Genomic DNA, 18,826 nt, shown 5'->3' on the forward strand with positions numbered 1-18,826 from the left:
CATTTCCCTGACGAGGATTCACCATGCCCAAGTATTTCGACCCACATATCCACATGGTCAGCCGCACTACCGACGACTACCAGAACATGGCCGCCGCCGGCATCACCGGGGTGATCGAGCCGGCGTTCTGGCAAGGCCAGGCGCGCACCAGCATCGGCAGTTTCGTCGACTACTTCGACACCCTGCTGGGCTGGGAACGCTTTCGCGCCAGCATGTTCGGCATCCATCACTTCTGCACCATCGGCCTGAATCCCAAGGAAGCCAACGACCTGTCGGTGGCCAATGAAGTGCTGGAGATACTGCCGCGCTACCTGGTCAAGGATGGCGTGGTCGCCGTCGGCGAGATCGGCTATGACGACATCACACCGGAAGAAGACCGCTTTCTCGCCGCGCAGCTTGAGCTGGCCAGGCAATTCAACCTGCCGGTACTGGTGCACACCCCGCACCGCGACAAGATCGGCGGCACCAAGCGCACCCTGGCGGTGATCCGCGAAGTCGGCATCGCCGAACACCTGGTAATCATCGACCACCTCAACGAACTGACCCTGCCGCTGGTGCTCGACAGCGATTGCTGGCGCGGCCATTCCATCTACCCCAACACCAAGATGTCGGAGCAGCGCATGGTCGCGCTGCTGCAGCAGTACGGCACGGAAAAAATGGTGGTCAACAGCGCCGCCGACTGGGGCATCAGTGACCCGCTGAAGGTGCCCAAGACCGGCCAGGCGATGCTGGCGGCAGGTTTTAGCGAAGCCCAGGTCGAACAGGTGCTGTTCCACAACCCGGTGGATTTCTTTGCCCAGAGCGGCCAGCTGGACAAGGCCCTGGTCAGCACCCCGCTGCCCATCGACCAGCGTCGCCAGTGGCAGGAAAACTCGGCCCTGCGCGGCCAGGACCCGGTGATCAAATGACCTTGGGCCGTGGTTGGACCGCCGCGCAGCTCGGCTACTGCGGTAACGTGCACCCGGCCCGCGACCTCGCCGCGCTGCGCGTCGCCATCGACCGGCACTTCCAGGGCGTGCGCAGGCTGCGCGGGCTCGGCCAGCAGGACAGCGGACTGTGGATCAGCGCCGCAGCCGCAACCGAACTGCGTGAGCCGGCGAAACGGCGGGCGTTTTTTGATCTGCTGCGGCGCAGCGGGCTGCGCCTGACCTCGCTCAATGGCTTCCCCTATGGGCAATTTCATGAGGGCGCGGTGAAGGCGGCCGTCTACCTGCCCAGCTGGGCCGAGCCGCAACGGCTGGCCTACAGCCTGGACCTGGCGCGACTGCTGGCCGAGGCCCTGCCGCCGGAGTGCCCACAAGGGGTGATCTCCAGCGTGCCGCTGGGCTACGCCGCCCACTGGAACCCGACGCTGCAGCAACAGGCCAGGGAACAGCTGCGCCAGCTCACGGCGGCACTGGCCCGGCTGCACCAGGAGACCGGCAAGAAGATCGTGATCTGCCTGGAAATGGAGCCGGACTGCGTGCTGCAGACCACCGACCAGGCCATCGCCTTCTTCCGCCAATGGCAGGCCAGCGACCCGCATCATGACCACCTGGCGCTGTGTTTCGACGTCTGTCACCAGGCGGTGATGTTCGAGGACTGCCGGCAGTCCCTGGAAAGCCTGGGCCAGGCCGGGGTGCCCATCGGCAAGATCCAGCTGTCGAACGCAATGATCTGCCGCCTGCCGAGTCACGACCCGAGCCGTTGCGCACAGGTCCTCAAGGTGCTGGGCGGCTTTGCCGAAGCCACCTACCTGCACCAGGTGCAGGCGCGCGACGTCCAGGGCCGCATCCAGTGCTGGGCGGACCTGCCGGACGCGCTCGCCGCCTGTACGGCACAGCCTGCGCGCTATCTGGAGCTGCGGGTTCATTTCCACATTCCGCTGTTCAGCGATCATCTGCTGCTGCCCGAACTCGGCGGCAGCCAGATGGCCCTGGCGCAGACCTTCGACTTCCTGGCCGCGCACGAGGACGTGCGTCCGGTGCTGGAGGTGGAAACCTACAGCTGGGGCGTACTGCCCGCACCTCTGCGCCCCAGCGACGAGCAGGCCCAGCACCGGGGCATCCGCGACGAACTGCGCTGGGTCGAAGAGCAACTGCGCCAGCGTCGCCTGCTGCAATCCCAGGATCGGGAGGTGCATGCCGATGCCCTCTGACTCGCCACGTCGACCGTTGCTGCTGATCAATGTGGTCGGGTTGACGCCCGCGCTGCTCGGCGCGGCAACGCCGCACATCAACCGGTTGCAGCAATCGGCCAGGATGGCCAGCCTGCAACCGGTGTTTCCCGCTGTCACCTCCACTGTGCAGGCTTCGATACTCACCGGCCTGGCGCCGGCCGACCACGGCATCGTCGGCAACGGCTGGTATTTTCGCGACCAGGCCGAGGTGCGTTTCTGGCTGCAACCCAACGCCCTGATCCAGGGCGAGAAGGTCTGGCAGATGCTAAAGCGCGAGCTGCCGGGTTTTCGCTGCAGCCAGTTGTTCTGGTGGTACAACATGTATGCGGATGTGGACGCCGCCATCACCCCGCGCCCGCACTATCCGGCCGATGGCCGCAAGCTTTTCGGGCTGTACTCGTCACCGGCAACCTTGCATGCGCGGATCGAGGCGCAGATCGGCGAGTTTCCGTTCCCGGCGTTCTGGGGGCCGGCCGCCGGCATTGCCTCCAGCCGCTGGATCGTCGATTGCGCCATCGCCGAGTTCCAGCTCGATCGCCCGGACCTGCAGCTGGTCTACCTGCCGCACCTGGACTACTGCCTGCAACGGCTGGGGCCGGATCATCCGTCGATCGCCGACGAGGTGCGGGCCATCGACCACGAGGTGGGGCGCCTGCTGCGCTTGGCCGAGGAGCAAGGCGCGGCGGTGATGCTGCTGTCCGAGTACGGCATCGAGGCGGTCAGCCAATCGGTGTCCATCAATCGCCTGCTGCGCGCCGAAGGCCTGCTGCAGGTGCGCCAGTCGCTGACCTGGGAGTTGCTCGATCCCGGTGCCAGCGATGCCTTCGCCGTCGTCGATCACCAGATCGCCCACATCTATGTGCGCCAGCCCGTGGACATCGCCAGGGTCAAGGCACTGTTGCAGCGCCAACCCGGCATCGAGCGGGTACTGGACAAGACCGAGCAGCGGGCCTGGCAGCTGGACCATCCGCGCAGCGGCGAGCTGGTGGCGGTGGCCGCCGCCGGCCACTGGTTCGACTACCACTACTGGCTCGACGCCCGCAAGGCGCCGGATTTCGCCCGCACCGTAGACATCCATCGCAAGCCCGGCTACGACCCCCTGGAGCTGTTCATCGACCCTGCCATCCGCTTCCCCCGGTTGAAGGTGGCGCGCCGCCTGCTGCAGAAAAAGCTCGGCTTTCGCTACTACATGGACCTGATCCCGCTGGATACCACGCTGGTACGCGGCAGCCATGGCCGGCTGCCCGCCAGCGAGCGGGAAGGCCCGCTGCTCATCACCAATTGTGACCTGCCGTTGCCGCAGCGCCTTGCGGCCACGGCGGTGAAACAACTGCTCCTGCAGCATTTCCTGGGGCACCCACACACCGACCTGGCCAATGCCAAGGAGCATACATGCGGCGAGCCATCTCAATAACCGTCCTCAGCGCACTGGCCGGACTGGCCCAGGCCGAGGGCACCAACAGCTTCGATTGCAACCAGTTCATGCAGTTCGGCGGCAACGTCGACCAGGCCCGCCAGGCGTTCGCCCAGGGGCCTGAATCCATGAGCTGGAACTGGTTCGTCTGCCTGAACCAGCCGGTCGAGTCCAACAGTCCCAACCGGGTCTGGGAAACTCTCAAGCCCTCGGATCAGGTCTACCTGAGCAATGGCGCCGCCCCGCTGCCCTGGGGCCAGAGCGAACCGGTGCCGGCTGCTGTGCTGCAGGCGGCCCAGGCCCAGGGCATGAACGTCAACCGCACCTTCCACAACCTCAACGCCGTCCAGCAGGTGGACGGCCTGATCCTCGAGATGGGTGGCGCGGTGCCGACCGCGCAACAGGGCCAGCCGGTACGCTTCCAGCTGTTGATGGGCGAGGACACCTTCGACTACATCGTGCAGGAAAAGGTGTACAACGTGAACGGCCAGGCCGCCTTGACCGAGGACCTGAAGTTCCCCTCCACCGCCTGGGAGCTCAAGGCCGCCTGGCTGTGGATCGGTAACGACCCAAGCTACCAGCAGGTGCTGCAAGGCGATGGCTACTACATCGCCCAGGCCTACTACCAGCAGGACAACGGCCAGTACCAGGTCGGCTACGCCGCGCTCAGCGGCCTGCACGTGGTCAACAAGCTGAACCCGCAATGGGTCTGGACCACCTTCGAGAATCGCAACAACGGCAAGTACACCGTGACCAACGCGATTCCGCCCACCCCGATGAGCAACAGCACCGGGCCAACACCGGCGGCGCAGACGGCCAACACGACCTTCCAGGCCATGTACCCGGATCTGGCGCAATACGAGCTGATCGGCACCCAGTCCGAGACCAATCCGACCCTGCTGGCCAACTCCCAGCTCGAGTCGGCCTTCCAGAGCCAGTCGTCCTGCTTCGCCTGCCACGGCACGGCGGCGTACTCCAAGACCAAGGGCTACTTCAATTTCGCCCAGAAGCAGCAGGACGGCATCGTCTACCCCACCGCCCCGGTGCCGGCGTCCGAATTCGCCGGGTACAACAAACTGGACTTTGTCTGGTCGCTGAAACGCGCCCAGTGGCAACGCTAAGGAGCAAGACATGAGCGTACTGAACTTTCCGCGCATCTACCTGGGCGGCCATATGTACTGGAGCCCGCCGACCGCCAACAACAACGACATGTTCCCGCTCTACGACGCCTCGAGGATGCGCCTGAACTGGCGCTTCCTCGACTACTACGGGATCAACCCGGCGAATGCCAGCAGCAAGCTGATGCCCTGGGTGATCACCCCGCAGATTCTGCTCGAGGCCCCCAAGTACGTCACCCAGGTGCCGGGCAACGTCGCGCAGAACCCCAGTGTGATGATCCCCGGCGAGTGGAACCTGTTCGGCGACAACGCCTGCGGTACCGTCAACTACACGCCGGCAGATCCCGGCATCCCGGCGACAGCTTCCGTCATCACCGGCGGCGAGCTGCCCGGTGGGGGTTACGTCAGCCAGGACCCGCTGATCAACCAGACCTACAACCTGCTCGGCAACCCGTTCGGCAGCGACGCCCCCACCCCGGCGCGCTTCGTTGACGTCAGCCCCTGGCAGAACACCTTCACGGCGCTGTATTTCGACCGGCTGGTGCTCGGCGACGCCCAGTGCGGCCTGACCCTCAAGCGCCAGCACCGTATGCTCGACCGCTTCCTGAACTTCAACTGGGCTGGCCTTGGTGGCCTGATCTACGTGACCACCACCTGGCAGACCTGCTTCCCGAAAGAGAACCTGAGCTGGGCGCTGGGCAACTCGCAACTGCTGCAGAACCTGCAGCAACAGATGGAACAGCAGAACGCCAAAGGCTTGATGTTCCGCTTCTCCACCTACCTGACCTGCTACGACAAGAACGGCGTCTTCAACGACCAGCCGCCCATCACTACCCACTCCACCGACCCGACGGTCCTGGCCAACGTGCAGGCGATGTACCAGAAAGGCCTGGACAATGTCGGCAGCATCTTCTTCAACCCGGCCTACAGCCGCACCGCCGGCACCCTGGGCCTGTGGTTCGACGACGAGTTTCCCACCGCGCCGGCCGGGCGACGGCTGGTCGCTTGCAATCCGGTACAGTTGCAGAAGGACGGCGTGGACTTCAAGCCCATGACATTGGGCGTGATCTCGGCGCAGGTGCATGACGACACCCTGTCGCTGGACTTGCTCAACGGGTTCCCCAGCTATGCGCTCGACGCAAAAGCCAAGATTCCGGTGGCGGCGAAGTTCGACGCCGGCAGCTACCAGCTGGGGATACGCCAGGGCGAGCAGTTCACGCCACTGGCCAGTTTCGGCTATGACGACTACCAGCAGGCGGCCTTCGACAAACGCTCAGGGATCCTCGACCTGCCGTTGAGCGCCGAAGCGCAGAAACAGCTGCAAAGCGGATCGCTGGAGCTGCAACAGCAAGGCGCAACGCCCGTGCAGGCAGCGACCCAGCAGATGTGGACCGCCGAAGTGGTCGAGAGCGCCAGCTTCATCGACGTCGGCGACAGCAAGACCTTGCAGATCATGGTGCAGTACGATGGCCTGCCCGCGCCGGCCGGCACCGTGCTGACGGTGGCCGAGTACAACAACGCCTACATGATGTGCACCACCGACTACTACCTGGCGTTCAGCAACCAGGCCGACTTCACGCTGTTTCTCGAAGATCCGGACAACCCCGCCAACAACACCCCCAACCTGCCGCAGTTCGTCGGTACCCCTTCACTCACCCGCCAGCTGAGCGAAGGCACGGGGCGGCGGCTCACGGCGATCCATCCCGCCAACTCGGCCACCGGCATGAAAGCGGTGAGCTACCAGCAGTACCTGCCGACGCCTGGTTCGGTGGCCCTGAGCCCCAGCCTGGCGTTCGCCAACCCCATCCAGGGCCAGGGTACGCTGCAGGATGCGCCGAAGGGCAACGTGCAGTACAGCACCACGCAGATCACCACCGACGCCAACGGTGTCGCCCTGCTGACCGTCAAGGCCGTGGCACCGGGCTTCCCGACCTTGCGCTTCTTCGTCCATGAGGGCGGGCAGCCACCGCAGGTTCCGTTCAGCTTCAAGTTGCTGCAGACCTATACCGACTTCCTGGCACCGCTGCGCGTGCTGCCGCAGGAACCGGACATGCAGCAGGCGTTCGTCGATGCCTGGAACCAGGTCTACCAGCAGCAGGACGCCGGCCAGCTGATCTGGCAGCGCTTCATCTACCCGTTCATCCTGCAACCGTTCTTCTACATGTACCCGATCATGAACAAGTACATGCCGCTGAACTCGCTGGCACGCATAGAAGGGGCCGTGGACCAGCTCATCGTGCTGATCAGCAAGCAGTACCAGGAGGAAAGCACCCTGGCGATGCCCATCACCCGGGACATGCCGCAAAGCCGCCGGGCGGTGCTGGAGCTCTGGGCGCAGTCCCTGGTGAAACGCAACTACCCACCGATCCCGCTGAGCATGAGCGACTACCCGCAGGGTTGACCGCAAGGACCGCCGGGTGACGAGACTGTCACCCGGCACACTTCACAGGAGTGTCCAATGAACAAGCGCATCCTCGACCGACTGTTGCTGCTGATCCTGCTGTTGTGCCCCTCACTCTACGCCCAGGCGGACGACAGCGCCGTCTACTTCACCATGGGGGTGCACAACACCCTGGGATGCGATGCAAGCAACGGCAACTGCATCGCCGAACGCGCGGCGAGCGACCCGTCCGACCCGTTCTTTCCGGCGTACTGGATCAGCGACTGGACCATGTACCGGGTGATGCGCAACTACCAGAAGAACCCGCCGCCCTACAGCAACCCGCCCGCCACCCTGAGCCCGGCGGACTACACCGTCTCCCGCGGCACCAGCTACTACGACACCACCTACATTCCGCCGGACGGTGACGGCTTCGGCGCCATGATGGAGCACTACGAGAAGTACTGCCTGCCGATCTTCCCGATCCGCAACAACAACTACACCTGCTCGTTCGTCTCGCTGGGCAACAAGGCGTACTTCCTGACCTACCCGCAGGACCGCCCCAAGGACATGCCGGCCTGCTGCCTGTTCTCGCCGATGAACCATCCGCCGCGCCAGGACTTCATCAAGCACCTGCCCTACAGCGCCACGCGCAGCCAGCACCTGGACGCCAGCGTGCAGGCCTACGCCCTGGACCTCGACTCACCCCAGGGGCCGATCCTGTTCGGTTATGCCTTCTACCGCAAAGCCTCGGGGCAACCGCCCTACCGGCAGCCGCAGTCGTTCTACTTTTCCGGAGACGCCAGCGTCGCCAATGCGCCGATCGTCAGCCAGAACTACACCGGCTTTCGCATGGTCAAGCCCGACCCGGCCCAGACCTGGGCACGGGTCGCCGCCATGTGCCCGGCCAACCCGCCGCCCTGCCAGCTGTTCGAGCCGCCGGCCGCGCAGAGCAACGGCCACAAGGCGCAATGGAACCAGCTGATGCAACGTAAACCTTGAGCCATGCGAGGGATCGCCATGAAACCGATGATGCGTTTTTCCGTGCTGCTGCTGGGCCTGGCCTGCCTGCCGACGCTGGCCAGGGAACAGACCCTGCCATCACCCTTGGCCATCCAGCTCAACTGCCAGCCTCCTGCCAATGCGCCGGCCCCCATGGCCGGCCAGGCGCAGTTCGACCAGTACAGCTGGCAGCTGTTCATTGCCCTGAACTGGCCTGCCCAGGACCGCCGACGCGGCAATCCGGACTGCACCCGGCAACCCGGGGACGCCGGCTACACCGTCTGGCAGACCTACAAGACCGTCGATGAGATCTTCCTGCCGGGCGGCGCTGATCCAGGCCCCTGGAACAGCCCGCTGGGCCCCAGGAGCCTGGGCATCATCAACATCGCCGCGCTGAAGAACAGCTCGCTGGTCAACGCCATCGACCAGGCCGTCGGCGGCTGGCTGATCGACCAGGCCGGCAACCCGACCTACTACGACATCTCGGCCAACGAGGCGTCCTACAACTACATCGTCGGCAACCGCTTCTATAACGCCGATATCGTCTCCCGGGCGCGCAACATCCAGTTCCCCTACGGGGTCATCGAGATCAAGTCGAGCTGGCGCATTCTCGGGCCGCGGGACAACGCCAGCCGCTACCTGACCATGCTGGCGCGGGTCGCCACGTTCGACGACCAGGGCCGGCGCAACGGAGTTACCGAAGCCTTCCTGGGACTGGTGGGCCTGCATGTGATCACCAAGGCCAACGGTTATCCGCAATGGATCTGGTCGACCTTCGAGCAGGTCGACAACGTGGCGCCCAAGGCGCTGGTGAACGGCCAGTGGGTCGACCAGCCGGTCCCTGGCACTGCCTACTCCTACTTCAACTCCGCCGCGCCCGCCGCCAGCCTCAACCAGTCGCCTTGCAACTGGCAGACCCAGGGCGCGCAACTGGTCTGCGTGCCCCGGCCCGGCACCACCTTCAAGACCCCGAACCCGCTGAACCGGGTCACCCCGATCGCCGACGTCACCCAGCAGGTCAACGCCAGCTACCGCGCCGCCCCGGGCCTGCAACGCAGCGTGCTGAAGTACTACCAGCTGATCACCACCCAGCGTCCGCTGATGCCCGACAACCCCGGCAACCCGCTGGGCCAGCCGACACCCGCGTTGTCGGCCAACGTCACCATGGAAAGCTACATCCAGCCCAATAGCAGCTGCATGAACTGCCATTCCATGGCGACGCCGGTCAAGAGCCCCTACAAGTCCGACTACTCCTACCTGTTCAAATTCGCCCATTCGCCCCTGGGCAAACCCATCAAGGACGAGGATTGAACCATGAGCATCCTGAATGGCCCGCGCCTGAACTTCTGGGGTGGCATCCGCACCGATGTCAGCCTGCCGAACAACTCGCCCACCATTCCCTACCAGGACAACGATGAGTGGCCGATCTTCGACCTGACCACCTCGACCCTGGCCCCGGGCGCCCAGTCCTTCACCGACGACCAGTTGAACGCCATGCTCAATGCGCCGACGGGCGACTACTACACCGCCGGTGGCTGGAACCACTACGGGCAGCATGTCGTCGACCTGCAGAACGCCGTGATCAGCTCCCAGGGCAGCCCGGGCAATGTCGGCACCACGGGCGACCTGGTGGGGCAACCGGTCTACCTGCTCGGCTCGGTGGACCCGGTGACCGGGCAGGCACCGGTATCCGGGCCGATGATGGTGGACCTGGACCCGACCTCGACCACCACCACGCAGATCTTCGTCGGCGGCCTGCAGATCGGCGCCAGCAGCAATATCCAGCTGCTGATCCACGGCAACACCGTCTGCAGCAGCCTGGATGTAAAGAAGCGCGTGCTGCTGCCCACGTCCATGGATGCGCCAGGCTCGTTCCGCCTGAGCGGCACCTTCCAGCTGACCTTCCCGCTCAGCAGCATCGTCAGCTGGAACCGCAACAGCCCCGGCCTGCGCGCGATCATCCAGGCGCCCGGGGCGACCGGGATCGTCCTGCGTTTCGTGATGTTCGAGATGTGTCCGGCCATGACCACCGCGCAACTGGACGCCGACTACGCCGCAGGTCGCTACACCCCCAACCCGAGCATCGGTCGGGTCATCGGCACCCTGGCCCCGGCCTTCGCCAACGAGCCGCTGAACTGCCAGCCCGGCCGCCAGCTGGTCAACCAGAGTACCGGCAGTACGGCCTATGCCGAGCTGGGCAGCAACGGCATGCTGAGCATCGACATGGTCAACCTGATTCCGAAGCAGACCTTCAGGGCCGTGCGCGACGACATCACCAGCCCCATCGGGCCCAACGCCAACTACGGGCCGGTCACCCTCACCGCCGGTGCGGTTCCCCTGGCCACCCTCGACCCGAACAGCAATCCGCTGTTCAACTACTACGTGTATGGCGGCATCGTCGACCTGCCGCTCAACCCCAGCCAGCAGCAGGCGGCGAAATCCTCGGTCCTGCACGTCGACGCACCCGGCGCGGTCGCCGGCACCCTGTTGCACGCATGCGAGTCGGTCTACCGGGTCTACGCCGACCAGCGCAACGTCTATACCGAGGACTACCCCGACGGCCTGTCGATCACCCTGCAGGTCCGTTACCTGGGCGGCCCGGTGACCACGCCCTGCAAGATCAACCTGGGCACCGCGCCCTCGGGCCCGTCATACGGTTCGCCGGAGTACTGGGACTTCCTCGATGTTCCCGACTCGCTGCCCGTCAACCCCGGCCAGCTTGCCGTCAGCGTGCCCGTCAAGGTCAGGCCCGGCACAGCCGGGCAGGCCGGCTTCGTCGCCCTGAGCTACAGCGTCAACGGCCTGGCCGCCGGCAGCTATTTCACCAACTTGCGCAAGTTCGCCCAGACCGACTTCGGCATCCCCCGGGGCAGCCGTGTCACCTGGCAGCAGGTGTACCCGAACGTGCTGCGTTTTCACTACCTGGCCTTCCCCGCCATGTCCCGCTACGTCCCGCTGAACCAGCCCGACGCGATCATGGCCGCCAAGGCGCCGATCCTCGCCCGCACCGCGGATGCCTACAAGAACACCACGCTGTTCATGCCGGTGGTGCGCTCGATGTCGCCCAGCCAGCGTGCGCTGTTGCGCGCCTACCTCACCGGCGAGCCCTGGCAGCCGCCACAGTAGCTGCGCCGATCCCCTTTCCACGGAGAGTCCCCATGCCTGTGCTTGTTCCGACACACCCTGACGAAAACCTGCGACCCAATACGCTCATCGCCGAGGGCCTGCTCAACCCGCGCGGCGTCTGCCTGCTGGCCGACGGCAGCCTGCTGTTGGCCGAAGCCGGCTCGGGCCTGGCCGAGCAGGTCTTCAGCGGCCGCATCAGCCGGCTGCGACCGGACCCGCGCGCCCCCGGCACCTACCTGCCCCGGGAAACCGTGGCCCAGGGTTTTCGCGCCATGAACATGCAGGTGCGCATGTGGCGCGACGAAATCATGGGCCTGTCGGATATCGCCTGCGGTGATGGCCGTTGTCTGGCCAGCCAGACCGACTACGTCAGCGGCTCGCGGTTGCTGGACCTGCAGTTCACGCCGCCCGAGCCGGTGTTTCACAGCCACGGCAACCTCAATGCGCTGTGCTATCACCCAACGCGCCGCAGTTGGCTGGCGGTGAAGCCCGATAGCAACCAGCTGGTGGAGTTCGCCGACGGCCAGCAGGAACGTGAGCTCGTGGCGTTGCCCGAGCTGCCCCAAGGCCAGGAAGCCGTGCCTGTCACGCTGGTGTACGAACCGGCCACGGACGCGGTGCTGATCAGCCTGTTCTCCGGCGAGTTGCACGCTGACCCGGGTCGCCGGGGCATGGACTTCGCCGACAGGGCCGGCCAGGTGATCCGGGTCTGGCCGGGCAGTGGCCGGATCGAAATCGTGGTGGATGGCCTGCAACTGCCCACCGGGCTGGCGCTGGACCGCGACGGCAACCTGCTGGTGCTGGAGCTCTGCGACAGCCTGCAGCAACCCTTGACGCCCGACTGGCAAGGCGAGCCGCGGCATGGCGGTTTTACCCGCTTCAGCGGACGGCTCCTGCATTGCAACCTGCAAACGCAGCAGGTGACAGTGCTCGCCCGCGGCCTGGATACCCCTTCCAACCTGTGCCGGGTAGAGGATGCGGTACTGGTGAGCGAAGGCATGGGGCTGGTGGGCCGGGCACTGCCGACGCCGGAGGGCGAGGCGGTGCCGTTGACTGGCCGGCTTCGGCGGGTGCAGTTGTGAGTGACTGCAGGCTTGAACATCCAGGCAACCCGGCGTACAAATCCTCCAGCCCTACCAATCCCGCAAGGAGCACCGGATGCTGGAGCTGCACACCGATCGGTTGTACCTGCGCCCCCTGATCGAAGCCGACTGGCCGCTGTTTCTCAGGCTCCACCGCGAGCCTGATACCATGCGCCATGTGTTCGACGAGCTACCGGAAAGCGAAGTGCGCCGGGGTTTCGAGCATCGTCTGCCGGACTGGTCACCCGGCGCCGAACACTGGCTGTGCCTGGTGATGACCGACAAGGCCAGCGGCCGGGAGGTCGGGGTCACCGGCCTGCGCATGCTGCGCCAGGGCCATGCCGAGAGCGGCTACCTGCTGCTGCCCGAGTGGCACGGCCAGGGCCTGGGCAGCGAATCGCTGCGGGTTATCGTGGATTTCGCCAGCGCCACCGGCCTCACCTCGCTGGAGGCCACCGTCACCGACGGCAACACGGCCTCCTGCAGGGTCCTGGAAAAGTGCGGTTTCACCTTCGCCCGCCGTGTGCCGCAAGCCTACCGGCTGGGTGGCCGCTGGCACGACGACCTCATCTACAGCCTCGACCTGCACGGATAGCCCATGAACCCCTACCCAAGGAATTCGAGCTGGCCATCGACGCGCAGGCGCGCCAGGTCGCCGGTGCGATACAGCCGTTAGCCGGCCAACTTGAGCACCGCCTCTTTGCGCAGCACATGCTCTCTGAATTGCGGCTCGTACGTACGCACCCATAGCAACAGCGCCCCAGCCTCAAGGCACAGCGCCGCGAGCCCGGGGATCAGCGTGTATTCCGGCCGCAGCACAGTGACGAAAACACCGACCACGGCACAGATGGCAAGGCAGCCGAAAAGAAACATGGCTCGCCAGTACTCTCGGGTCTTTGGCCCTCCCGATACCGTCGGCCCGTGGAACAGTCGGGCGTAGCGAATGGCCAGTTTCTCCACTTCCGCTTTGGTCAGGCGTTTTTTCATGCGCTGCTCACTGTTTGAATAGACGGTAGGCAGCGTACGTCTGTCTGATGCTGCGATGCCTCCCAAGCAGTGGACTTACTGATAGGGCGATGGCGCCGATCAACGCCAACCCTGCCGCTTATCACTCGCCCGCCGGCTCGGCACAGCTAGCGGAGCAGCTCACTCGAATCGTACTGATTTTTTAGCTAATCGTACTTTGGCCTATTTAGAAATGCCATTTTATTGATGATGCGACCTTGATACGTACTACATACCATGTTTCAAACATTGCCTGGCTTGTCGCCTGGCGCCGCCCTTCAGCCTGTCAGTCGATTCAGCTTGCCCCTGTGACGGCCCCCGCCAACTGTTCGCGCAACCACTGATGCGCAGGATCGCGGTGCACCCGCTCTGGCCACAGCATCAGCATCTCGAAGCCCGGCACCACCAGGGGCGCCTCCACCACCGCGAGGGCCGGATTCCCGGCTACCAAGCGCTGCGGCAGCATGGCCACCAGGTCACTATCGACCAGCATTGGCGCAACGCCCGAGAAGCGCGGTACCGACAGCACTACGTTGCGCGCAAGGCCCTGCTCGGCCAGGGCGTCGTCGGTGGGGCCGCTGAAGCCGCCGCCGTCGGGCGACACGATGACATGTTCCAGCGCGCAGAACTGCTTGAGCGTCGGCCGGCGCCTGAGACGCGGATGATCGACACGCCCGGCCAGCACGTAGCGGTCAGTGAACAGCGGGCGCTGGCGCAAGCCGGGCGGCGCATCGATGGCGATGTGGAAAGCCAGGTCCAACTCGCCCTGCTCGGCCTTGCGCACCAGTGTCGGCGGGTTCATGTCGATCATCGCCAGGCGTGTGCCGGGGGCGGCCGCACGCAGTGCGCCCAGCGCAGGAAGCAGGATGGTCGCTTCGGTGTAGTCGGTCGCGGCCACCCGCCAGGTCAGCTGGGCCCGGGCCGGGTCGAACGGGCGCTCGGCGGCGATGGCCAGGCGTAACGCTTCCAGGGCCTGGCTCAAGGGCTCGCGCAGTGCCAGGGCGCGGGCGGTCGGGCGCATGCCGCGGGCACCCGGCAACAGCAATGGATCACCCAGCGCATCGCGCAGCCGTGCCAGCTGCACACTGACCGTCGGCTGGGCGAGGTGCAGGCGTTCGGCGGCGCGGGTGACGTTGAGCTCGGCAAGCAGCGCGTCGAGGGTGACCAGCAGGTTCAGGTCCAGACTTCGCAAGGAATCATGCATGGCAATACCTGCAATTTCATCTATTCATTTCAACAATATGCAGGGCATCCGCATGCTTTGACCATCCCCTACCGGAGCCCGACCATGAACATCCTGATCGTCTACGCCCATCCCGAACCCCGCTCGCTCAATGCCGCCCTCAAGGACTTCGCCGTCCGCCACCTCGAAGGCCAGGGTCACCATGTCCAGGTATCGGACCTCTATGCGATGAAGTTCAAGGCCGTGCTGGACACCGACGACAGCGTCGAACACCGCGCCGATGAGCGCTTCAACCCCTCCGACGCTTCGCGCCGGGCGTTCGCCAACGGCACCCAGGCGGCCGACATCGTCGCTGAACAGGCCAAGCTGCAGTGGGCCGACGCGGTAGTCCTGCAGTTTCCGCTGTGGTGGTTCGGCCTGCCGGCGATCCTCAAGGGCTGGGTCGAGCGCGTGTACGCCTATGGCTTCGCCTACGGTGTCGGCGAACATTCCGACCGGCACTGGGGGGATCGCTACGGCGAAGGCCGGCTGGCGGGCAAGCGCGCCATGCTGATGGTCAGCATGGGTGGCTGGGCCTCGCACTACAGCGAGCGCGGCATCAATGGCCCGCTCAACGACATCCTGTTTCCCATCCAGCACGGCATCCTGTTCTACCCGGGGTTCGAGGTGCTGCCGCCGTTCGCGGTGTACCGCACCAGCCGGGTCGATGATGCAGGCTTTGCGGCAGCGTGCGTGGCGCTGGGCCAGCGGCTCGATGGCTTGTGGAGTGATGCGCCCATCCCGTTCCGGCGGCAGAACGGCGGGGATTATGCGATCCCGGCGCTGACCCTGCGGGCTGAGCTTGCGCCTGGTCGGGATGGTTTGGGTGTGCATGTTGCCGACTAGGTGTCCGCCACGCTGACACAATTATTTTCACCATATTGATAATTGAAATATTTCATGTCATTTTCTTCTCCGTGCCCAGGTCCCTCCCAACCGGAGCCCTTGGCGGTACGCCCCACCCACCGGAGTCAAGAACATGAACAAGACAGGACTTCTCGGCGCGCTGGCACTCTGTGCCTGCAGCGCCTTCGCCCAGGCTGACGACGCCAGCCTGCGCATCGGCATCGAGGCCGCCTACCCGCCCTTTTCCTACCGCACCCCCGAAGGCGAGCTCGCCGGCTTCGACTACGACATCGGCAATGCCCTGTGCGCGCAGATGCAGGTCAAATGCCAGTGGGTGATCCAGGAGTTCGACGGCATGATCCCGTCGTTGAAAGTGCGCAAGATAGACGCGGTGCTGTCGTCGATGTCGATCACCGAGGATCGCTTGAAGTCGGTCGACTTCACCGACAAGTACTACCAGACCCCCGGCAAGTTCGCGATGAAGGCCGGCAGCCGGCTCGACACCCCGGCGGTGGACCTCAAAGGCCGCAAGGTCGGGGTACAGCGGTCGTCCACCTATGACCGTTTCGCCACCGAGCAACTGGAACCGGCGGGGGTCGAGATCGTCCGCTACGCCTCGCAGAATGAAGCCTTCCTCGACCTGGTGTCCGGGCGCCTGGATGCCACCCTCGCCGATATCGTCAACACCGAAGAAAGTTTCATCAAGACCCCGTCAGGCCAGGGCTTTGCCCTGGTCGGCCCGGACATCGCCGACCCGCACTATTTCGGCCGCGGCGCCGGCATCGCCGTGCGCAAGGGCGACAGCGCCAACCTGACACGGCTCAATGCCGCCATCGCCGCGATCCGCGCCAACGGCACCTACCAGCAGGTGCAACGCAAGTACTTCCCGTTCGACATCTACGGCCAATAGCGCAGGCTGACGAGGGTTTTCATCATGCTTCACGGCTACGGATCGAGCATTCTCGATGGCGCCTGGCTGAGCATCCACCTGGCCCTGCTGGCGATGGCCCTGGCCATCGGCCTGGGCCTGTTCGGTGCGGCCTGTCGCCTGTCCCCCCTGAAATGGCTGGCGGTACCGGGCGAGGTCTACACCACGGTGGTGCGCGGCATTCCCGACCTGGTGCTGATCCTGCTGGTGTTCTATGGCGGCCAGGACCTGGTCAACCGCCTGGCGCTGGCATTGGGTTACGAGCAGTACATCGACATCAACCCTTTCGTCGCCGGGGTCTGCACCCTGGGCTTCATCTTCGGTGCCTACCTCTCGGAGACCTTCCGCGGCGCCTTCCTGGCCATCCCCAAGGGCCAGGCCGAGGCCGGCATGGCCTACGGCATGAGCGCCCTGCAGGTGTTCCGGCGGATCAGCCTGCCGCAGATGGTGCGCCTGGCGCTGCCAGGCTTCACCAACAACTGGCTGGTGCTGACCAAGTCCACGGCGCTGATCTCGGTGATCGGCCTGCAAGACATGATGTTCAAGGCCAAGAACGCCGCCGACGCCACCCACCAGCCGTTCACCTTCTTCCTCGCCGTGGCGGCGCTGTACCTGCTGCTCACCAGTGCCTCGCTGCTGCTGTTGCGCGGCGTGGAGAAACGTTACTCGGTCGGCTTCAAAGCCGCCGAACTCTAGGGGATCTGCCCGATGACACTCGACTATCAGCTGATCTGGCAGAACCTGCCGCTGTACCTGAACGGCATCGCCCTGACCCTAAAGGTGCTGTTGATCTCGCTGGCCTGCGGCCTGGCCCTGGCGATCCCGCTGGGGTTGATGCGGGTCTCGCGCGCGTGCCTGCTGCGCTACCCCGCCTGGCTCTACACCTATGTGATCCGCGGCACGCCGATGCTGGTGCAGCTGTTCCTGATCTACTACGGGCTGGCCCAGTTCGAGGCGGTGCGCCAGAGCCCATTGTGGCCCTACCTGTCCAGCGCCACGTTCTGCACCTGCCTGGCGTTCGCCATCAACACCAGCGCCTACAGCGCCGAGTTGCTGGCCGGGAGCCTGCGCGCCACGCCACGCGGCGAGGTGGAGGCGGCCCGCGCCATGGGCATGTCGAGGCTGACGCTGTACCGGCGCATCCTGCTGCCCTCGGCCCTGCGCCGCACCTTGCCGCAGTACGGCAACGAGGTGCTGATGATGCTGCAGACCACCAGCCTGGCTTCGATCGTCACCCTGGTGGACATCACCGGCGCGGCCAAGACCTTCAACGCGCGCTACTACCTGCCGTTCGAGGCGTTCATCACCGCCGGGCTGATCTACCTGGTCCTGACTTTCCTGCTGGTACGCCTGTTCAAACTGGCCGAGCGCCATTGGCTGGCCTACCTCGCCCCCCGCAAGCACTAAGGAGCTTCCATGCAGCACATCGACCATATCCTGCCCTGGAGCGCCTGCGGTACCCAGCGCTCGCTGCGCGTGCTGCGCTTTGGCAGCGGCCCGCGCAAGGCCTACATCCAGGCCTCGCTGCACGCCGACGAGCTGCCGGGGATGCGCGTGGCCATCGAACTCAAGCGCCGCCTGCTCGAACTCGAGGCGCAGGGTCGGCTGCAGGCGCAGATCGAACTGGTGCCGCTGGCCAACCCGATCGGCATCGGCCAGATGTTCCAGGCCACCCACCAGGGCCGTTTCGAGTTCAACAGCGGCAAGAATTTCAATCGCGATTTTCCGGCGCTGACCGAAGCGCTGGCCGCACACCTGGAAGGCCGCCTGGGCAGCGATGGCCAGGCCAACGTGGCAACCATCCGCCAGGCCATGCTCGAGCTTCTTGACGAACTGCCCGCGCCCCACTCGGAACTGGACGGCCTGCGCCGCCAGCTGCTGCGCCACGCCTGCGACGCCGACCTGGTGCTGGACCTGCACTGCGACTTCGAATCGGTGATGCTGCTGTACGCCATGCCGCAGCACTGGACCCAGCTGCGTCCGCTGGCCGCCCGCCTCGGCGCGCAAGCGGCGCTGCTGGCCGAGGGCGCCGGCGGCGATGCCTTCGACGAAGCCTGCTCGGCGCCGTGGCTGCACCTTCGCGAGTACTTCCCCGAGGCCGAAATTCCCCTGGCCTGCGTGGCGACCACCATCGAGTTGCGTGGCATGGCCGACACCGAGCGCGAGCAATGCCAGGCCAGCGCCGAGCAGATCCTCGGCTACCTTGCCGATCAAGGCCTGATCAGCGGCCCGTGGCCGCCCGCACCGGAGCATTGCTGCCAGCCCACGCCCTTCGCCGGGGCGCAGTATGCCTACGCCGAGCACCCGGGGGTGGTCAGCTACCTGCAGCCGCTGGGCGCGCAGGTGCGGGTCGGCGATCCGCTGTTCGAAGTGCTCGATCCGCTCAGCGACCGCCACAGCGTGGTCAGGGCCACCACCGACGGCATCCTCTACGCCCGCGAACGCCTGCGCTTCGCCCAGCCCGGCCTGTGGCTGGCCAAGGTCGCCGGCAGCACCTCCATCCGCCAAGGTCGCTTGCTCAGCGACTGACTCCTGCGAGTACCGA

The 18,826-nt window shown here is 65.5% G+C and carries 17 protein-coding genes; 15 read left to right on the forward strand and 2 right to left on the reverse strand.

Going from position 1 to position 18,826, the window contains the following annotated elements; all coding sequences use genetic code 11:
• The first annotated feature begins 23 nt into the window (after positions 1-23).
• The 10 genes from DMX06_RS11755 (at position 24) to DMX06_RS11800 (ending at position 12,875) form a co-directional block, all read left to right on the forward strand.
• Positions 24-908, forward strand: coding sequence for a TatD family hydrolase (locus DMX06_RS11755; protein WP_110737177.1), 885 nt, complete (start codon positions 24-26; stop codon positions 906-908).
• On the forward strand, positions 905-2,137 hold the full coding sequence (eboE, locus tag DMX06_RS11760; RefSeq protein WP_110737179.1) for a metabolite traffic protein EboE: 1,233 nt from the start codon (positions 905-907) through the stop codon (positions 2,135-2,137). The genes DMX06_RS11755 and eboE overlap by 4 nt, the downstream gene beginning before the upstream one ends.
• Positions 2,127-3,572 (forward strand): alkaline phosphatase family protein, encoded by a 1,446-nt coding sequence (locus tag DMX06_RS11765; RefSeq protein WP_110737288.1) that lies wholly within the window; start codon positions 2,127-2,129, stop codon positions 3,570-3,572. Before eboE ends, DMX06_RS11765 begins: the two co-directional genes overlap by 11 nt.
• Positions 3,551-4,693: a hypothetical protein gene (locus DMX06_RS11770; protein WP_110737182.1), complete on the forward strand. Its 1,143-nt coding sequence runs from the start codon at positions 3,551-3,553 to the stop codon at positions 4,691-4,693. Before DMX06_RS11765 ends, DMX06_RS11770 begins: the two co-directional genes overlap by 22 nt.
• Positions 4,694-4,703: 10 nt before the next feature.
• Positions 4,704-7,091, forward strand: a complete 2,388-nt coding sequence (locus DMX06_RS11775) for a hypothetical protein (protein ID WP_110737184.1) — start codon at positions 4,704-4,706, stop codon at positions 7,089-7,091.
• A gap of 57 nt (positions 7,092-7,148) precedes the next feature.
• Positions 7,149-8,072 carry a hypothetical protein gene (locus tag DMX06_RS11780; protein ID WP_110737186.1) on the forward strand — a complete coding sequence of 308 codons (924 nt, stop codon included), beginning with the start codon at positions 7,149-7,151 and terminating at the stop codon, positions 8,070-8,072.
• A gap of 18 nt (positions 8,073-8,090) precedes the next feature.
• Positions 8,091-9,383, forward strand: coding sequence for a hypothetical protein (locus DMX06_RS11785; RefSeq protein ID WP_110737291.1), 1,293 nt, complete (start codon positions 8,091-8,093; stop codon positions 9,381-9,383).
• A 3-nt stretch (positions 9,384-9,386) separates the two neighbouring features.
• Positions 9,387-11,198, forward strand: a complete 1,812-nt coding sequence (locus DMX06_RS11790; protein WP_110737188.1) for a hypothetical protein — start codon at positions 9,387-9,389, stop codon at positions 11,196-11,198.
• Between the two features lie 32 nt (positions 11,199-11,230).
• Positions 11,231-12,280 (forward strand): hypothetical protein, encoded by a 1,050-nt coding sequence (locus DMX06_RS11795; protein WP_110737191.1) that lies wholly within the window; start codon positions 11,231-11,233, stop codon positions 12,278-12,280.
• 76 nt (positions 12,281-12,356) lie between these two features.
• On the forward strand, positions 12,357-12,875 hold the full coding sequence (locus tag DMX06_RS11800) for a GNAT family N-acetyltransferase (protein WP_110737193.1): 519 nt from the start codon (positions 12,357-12,359) through the stop codon (positions 12,873-12,875).
• A gap of 77 nt (positions 12,876-12,952) precedes the next feature.
• Here the strand turns inward: DMX06_RS11800 and DMX06_RS11805 are convergent, their stop codons facing one another.
• Positions 12,953-13,267, reverse strand: coding sequence for a hypothetical protein (locus DMX06_RS11805; RefSeq protein ID WP_110737195.1), 315 nt, complete (start codon positions 13,265-13,267; stop codon positions 12,953-12,955).
• A 313-nt stretch (positions 13,268-13,580) separates the two neighbouring features.
• Positions 13,581-14,489 (reverse strand): LysR family transcriptional regulator, encoded by a 909-nt coding sequence (locus tag DMX06_RS11810; RefSeq protein ID WP_110737197.1) that lies wholly within the window; start codon positions 14,487-14,489, stop codon positions 13,581-13,583.
• An 84-nt stretch (positions 14,490-14,573) separates the two neighbouring features.
• Here DMX06_RS11810 and DMX06_RS11815 point away from each other — a divergent pair, with 84 nt between their 5' ends.
• From DMX06_RS11815 to DMX06_RS11835, 5 genes are all read left to right on the forward strand, one after another.
• Positions 14,574-15,353: an NAD(P)H-dependent oxidoreductase gene (locus tag DMX06_RS11815; protein ID WP_110737200.1), complete on the forward strand. Its 780-nt coding sequence runs from the start codon at positions 14,574-14,576 to the stop codon at positions 15,351-15,353.
• Positions 15,354-15,486: 133 nt separating this feature from the next.
• Positions 15,487-16,263, forward strand: a complete 777-nt coding sequence (locus tag DMX06_RS11820; protein ID WP_110737203.1) for an ABC transporter substrate-binding protein — start codon at positions 15,487-15,489, stop codon at positions 16,261-16,263.
• A 24-nt stretch (positions 16,264-16,287) separates the two neighbouring features.
• The gene (locus tag DMX06_RS11825; RefSeq protein WP_110737205.1) at positions 16,288-16,977 is read left to right on the forward strand and encodes an ABC transporter permease; all 690 of its coding nucleotides are present in this window, start codon (positions 16,288-16,290) and stop codon (positions 16,975-16,977) included.
• Between the two features lie 12 nt (positions 16,978-16,989).
• Entirely contained in the window at positions 16,990-17,688 is a 699-nt protein-coding gene (locus DMX06_RS11830) for an ABC transporter permease (RefSeq protein WP_110737207.1), read from the forward strand.
• A 9-nt stretch (positions 17,689-17,697) separates the two neighbouring features.
• Entirely contained in the window at positions 17,698-18,810 is a 1,113-nt protein-coding gene (locus tag DMX06_RS11835; RefSeq protein WP_110737209.1) for a succinylglutamate desuccinylase/aspartoacylase family protein, read from the forward strand.
• The last annotated feature ends 16 nt before the right edge of the window (positions 18,811-18,826 follow it).

Origin of the sequence: Pseudomonas mosselii (assembly GCF_003205295.1) — a bacterium.
Classification (GTDB): domain Bacteria; phylum Pseudomonadota; class Gammaproteobacteria; order Pseudomonadales; family Pseudomonadaceae; genus Aquipseudomonas; species Aquipseudomonas mosselii_B.

Bases quoted from the DNA above. Each gene is read 5' to 3' on its own strand.
- DMX06_RS11835 (WP_110737209.1), top strand. From the start codon at position 17,698: ATGCAGCACATCGACCATATCCTGCCCTGGAGCGCCTGCGGTACCCAG.
- DMX06_RS11820 (WP_110737203.1), top strand. From the start codon at position 15,487: ATGAACAAGACAGGACTTCTCGGCGCGCTGGCACTCTGTGCCTGCAGC.
- DMX06_RS11765 (WP_110737288.1), top strand. From the start codon at position 2,127: ATGCCCTCTGACTCGCCACGTCGACCGTTGCTGCTGATCAATGTGGTC.
- DMX06_RS11790 (WP_110737188.1), top strand. From the start codon at position 9,387: ATGAGCATCCTGAATGGCCCGCGCCTGAACTTCTGGGGTGGCATCCGC.
- eboE (WP_110737179.1), top strand. From the start codon at position 905: ATGACCTTGGGCCGTGGTTGGACCGCCGCGCAGCTCGGCTACTGCGGT.
- DMX06_RS11815 (WP_110737200.1), top strand. From the start codon at position 14,574: ATGAACATCCTGATCGTCTACGCCCATCCCGAACCCCGCTCGCTCAAT.
- DMX06_RS11775 (WP_110737184.1), top strand. From the start codon at position 4,704: ATGAGCGTACTGAACTTTCCGCGCATCTACCTGGGCGGCCATATGTAC.
- DMX06_RS11755 (WP_110737177.1), top strand. From the start codon at position 24: ATGCCCAAGTATTTCGACCCACATATCCACATGGTCAGCCGCACTACC.
- DMX06_RS11780 (WP_110737186.1), top strand. From the start codon at position 7,149: ATGAACAAGCGCATCCTCGACCGACTGTTGCTGCTGATCCTGCTGTTG.
- DMX06_RS11825 (WP_110737205.1), top strand. From the start codon at position 16,288: ATGCTTCACGGCTACGGATCGAGCATTCTCGATGGCGCCTGGCTGAGC.
- DMX06_RS11770 (WP_110737182.1), top strand. From the start codon at position 3,551: ATGCGGCGAGCCATCTCAATAACCGTCCTCAGCGCACTGGCCGGACTG.
- DMX06_RS11810 (WP_110737197.1), bottom strand. From the start codon at position 14,489: ATGCATGATTCCTTGCGAAGTCTGGACCTGAACCTGCTGGTCACCCTC.
- DMX06_RS11795 (WP_110737191.1), top strand. From the start codon at position 11,231: ATGCCTGTGCTTGTTCCGACACACCCTGACGAAAACCTGCGACCCAAT.
- DMX06_RS11800 (WP_110737193.1), top strand. From the start codon at position 12,357: ATGCTGGAGCTGCACACCGATCGGTTGTACCTGCGCCCCCTGATCGAA.
- DMX06_RS11785 (WP_110737291.1), top strand. From the start codon at position 8,091: ATGAAACCGATGATGCGTTTTTCCGTGCTGCTGCTGGGCCTGGCCTGC.
- DMX06_RS11805 (WP_110737195.1), bottom strand. From the start codon at position 13,267: ATGAAAAAACGCCTGACCAAAGCGGAAGTGGAGAAACTGGCCATTCGC.
- DMX06_RS11830 (WP_110737207.1), top strand. From the start codon at position 16,990: ATGACACTCGACTATCAGCTGATCTGGCAGAACCTGCCGCTGTACCTG.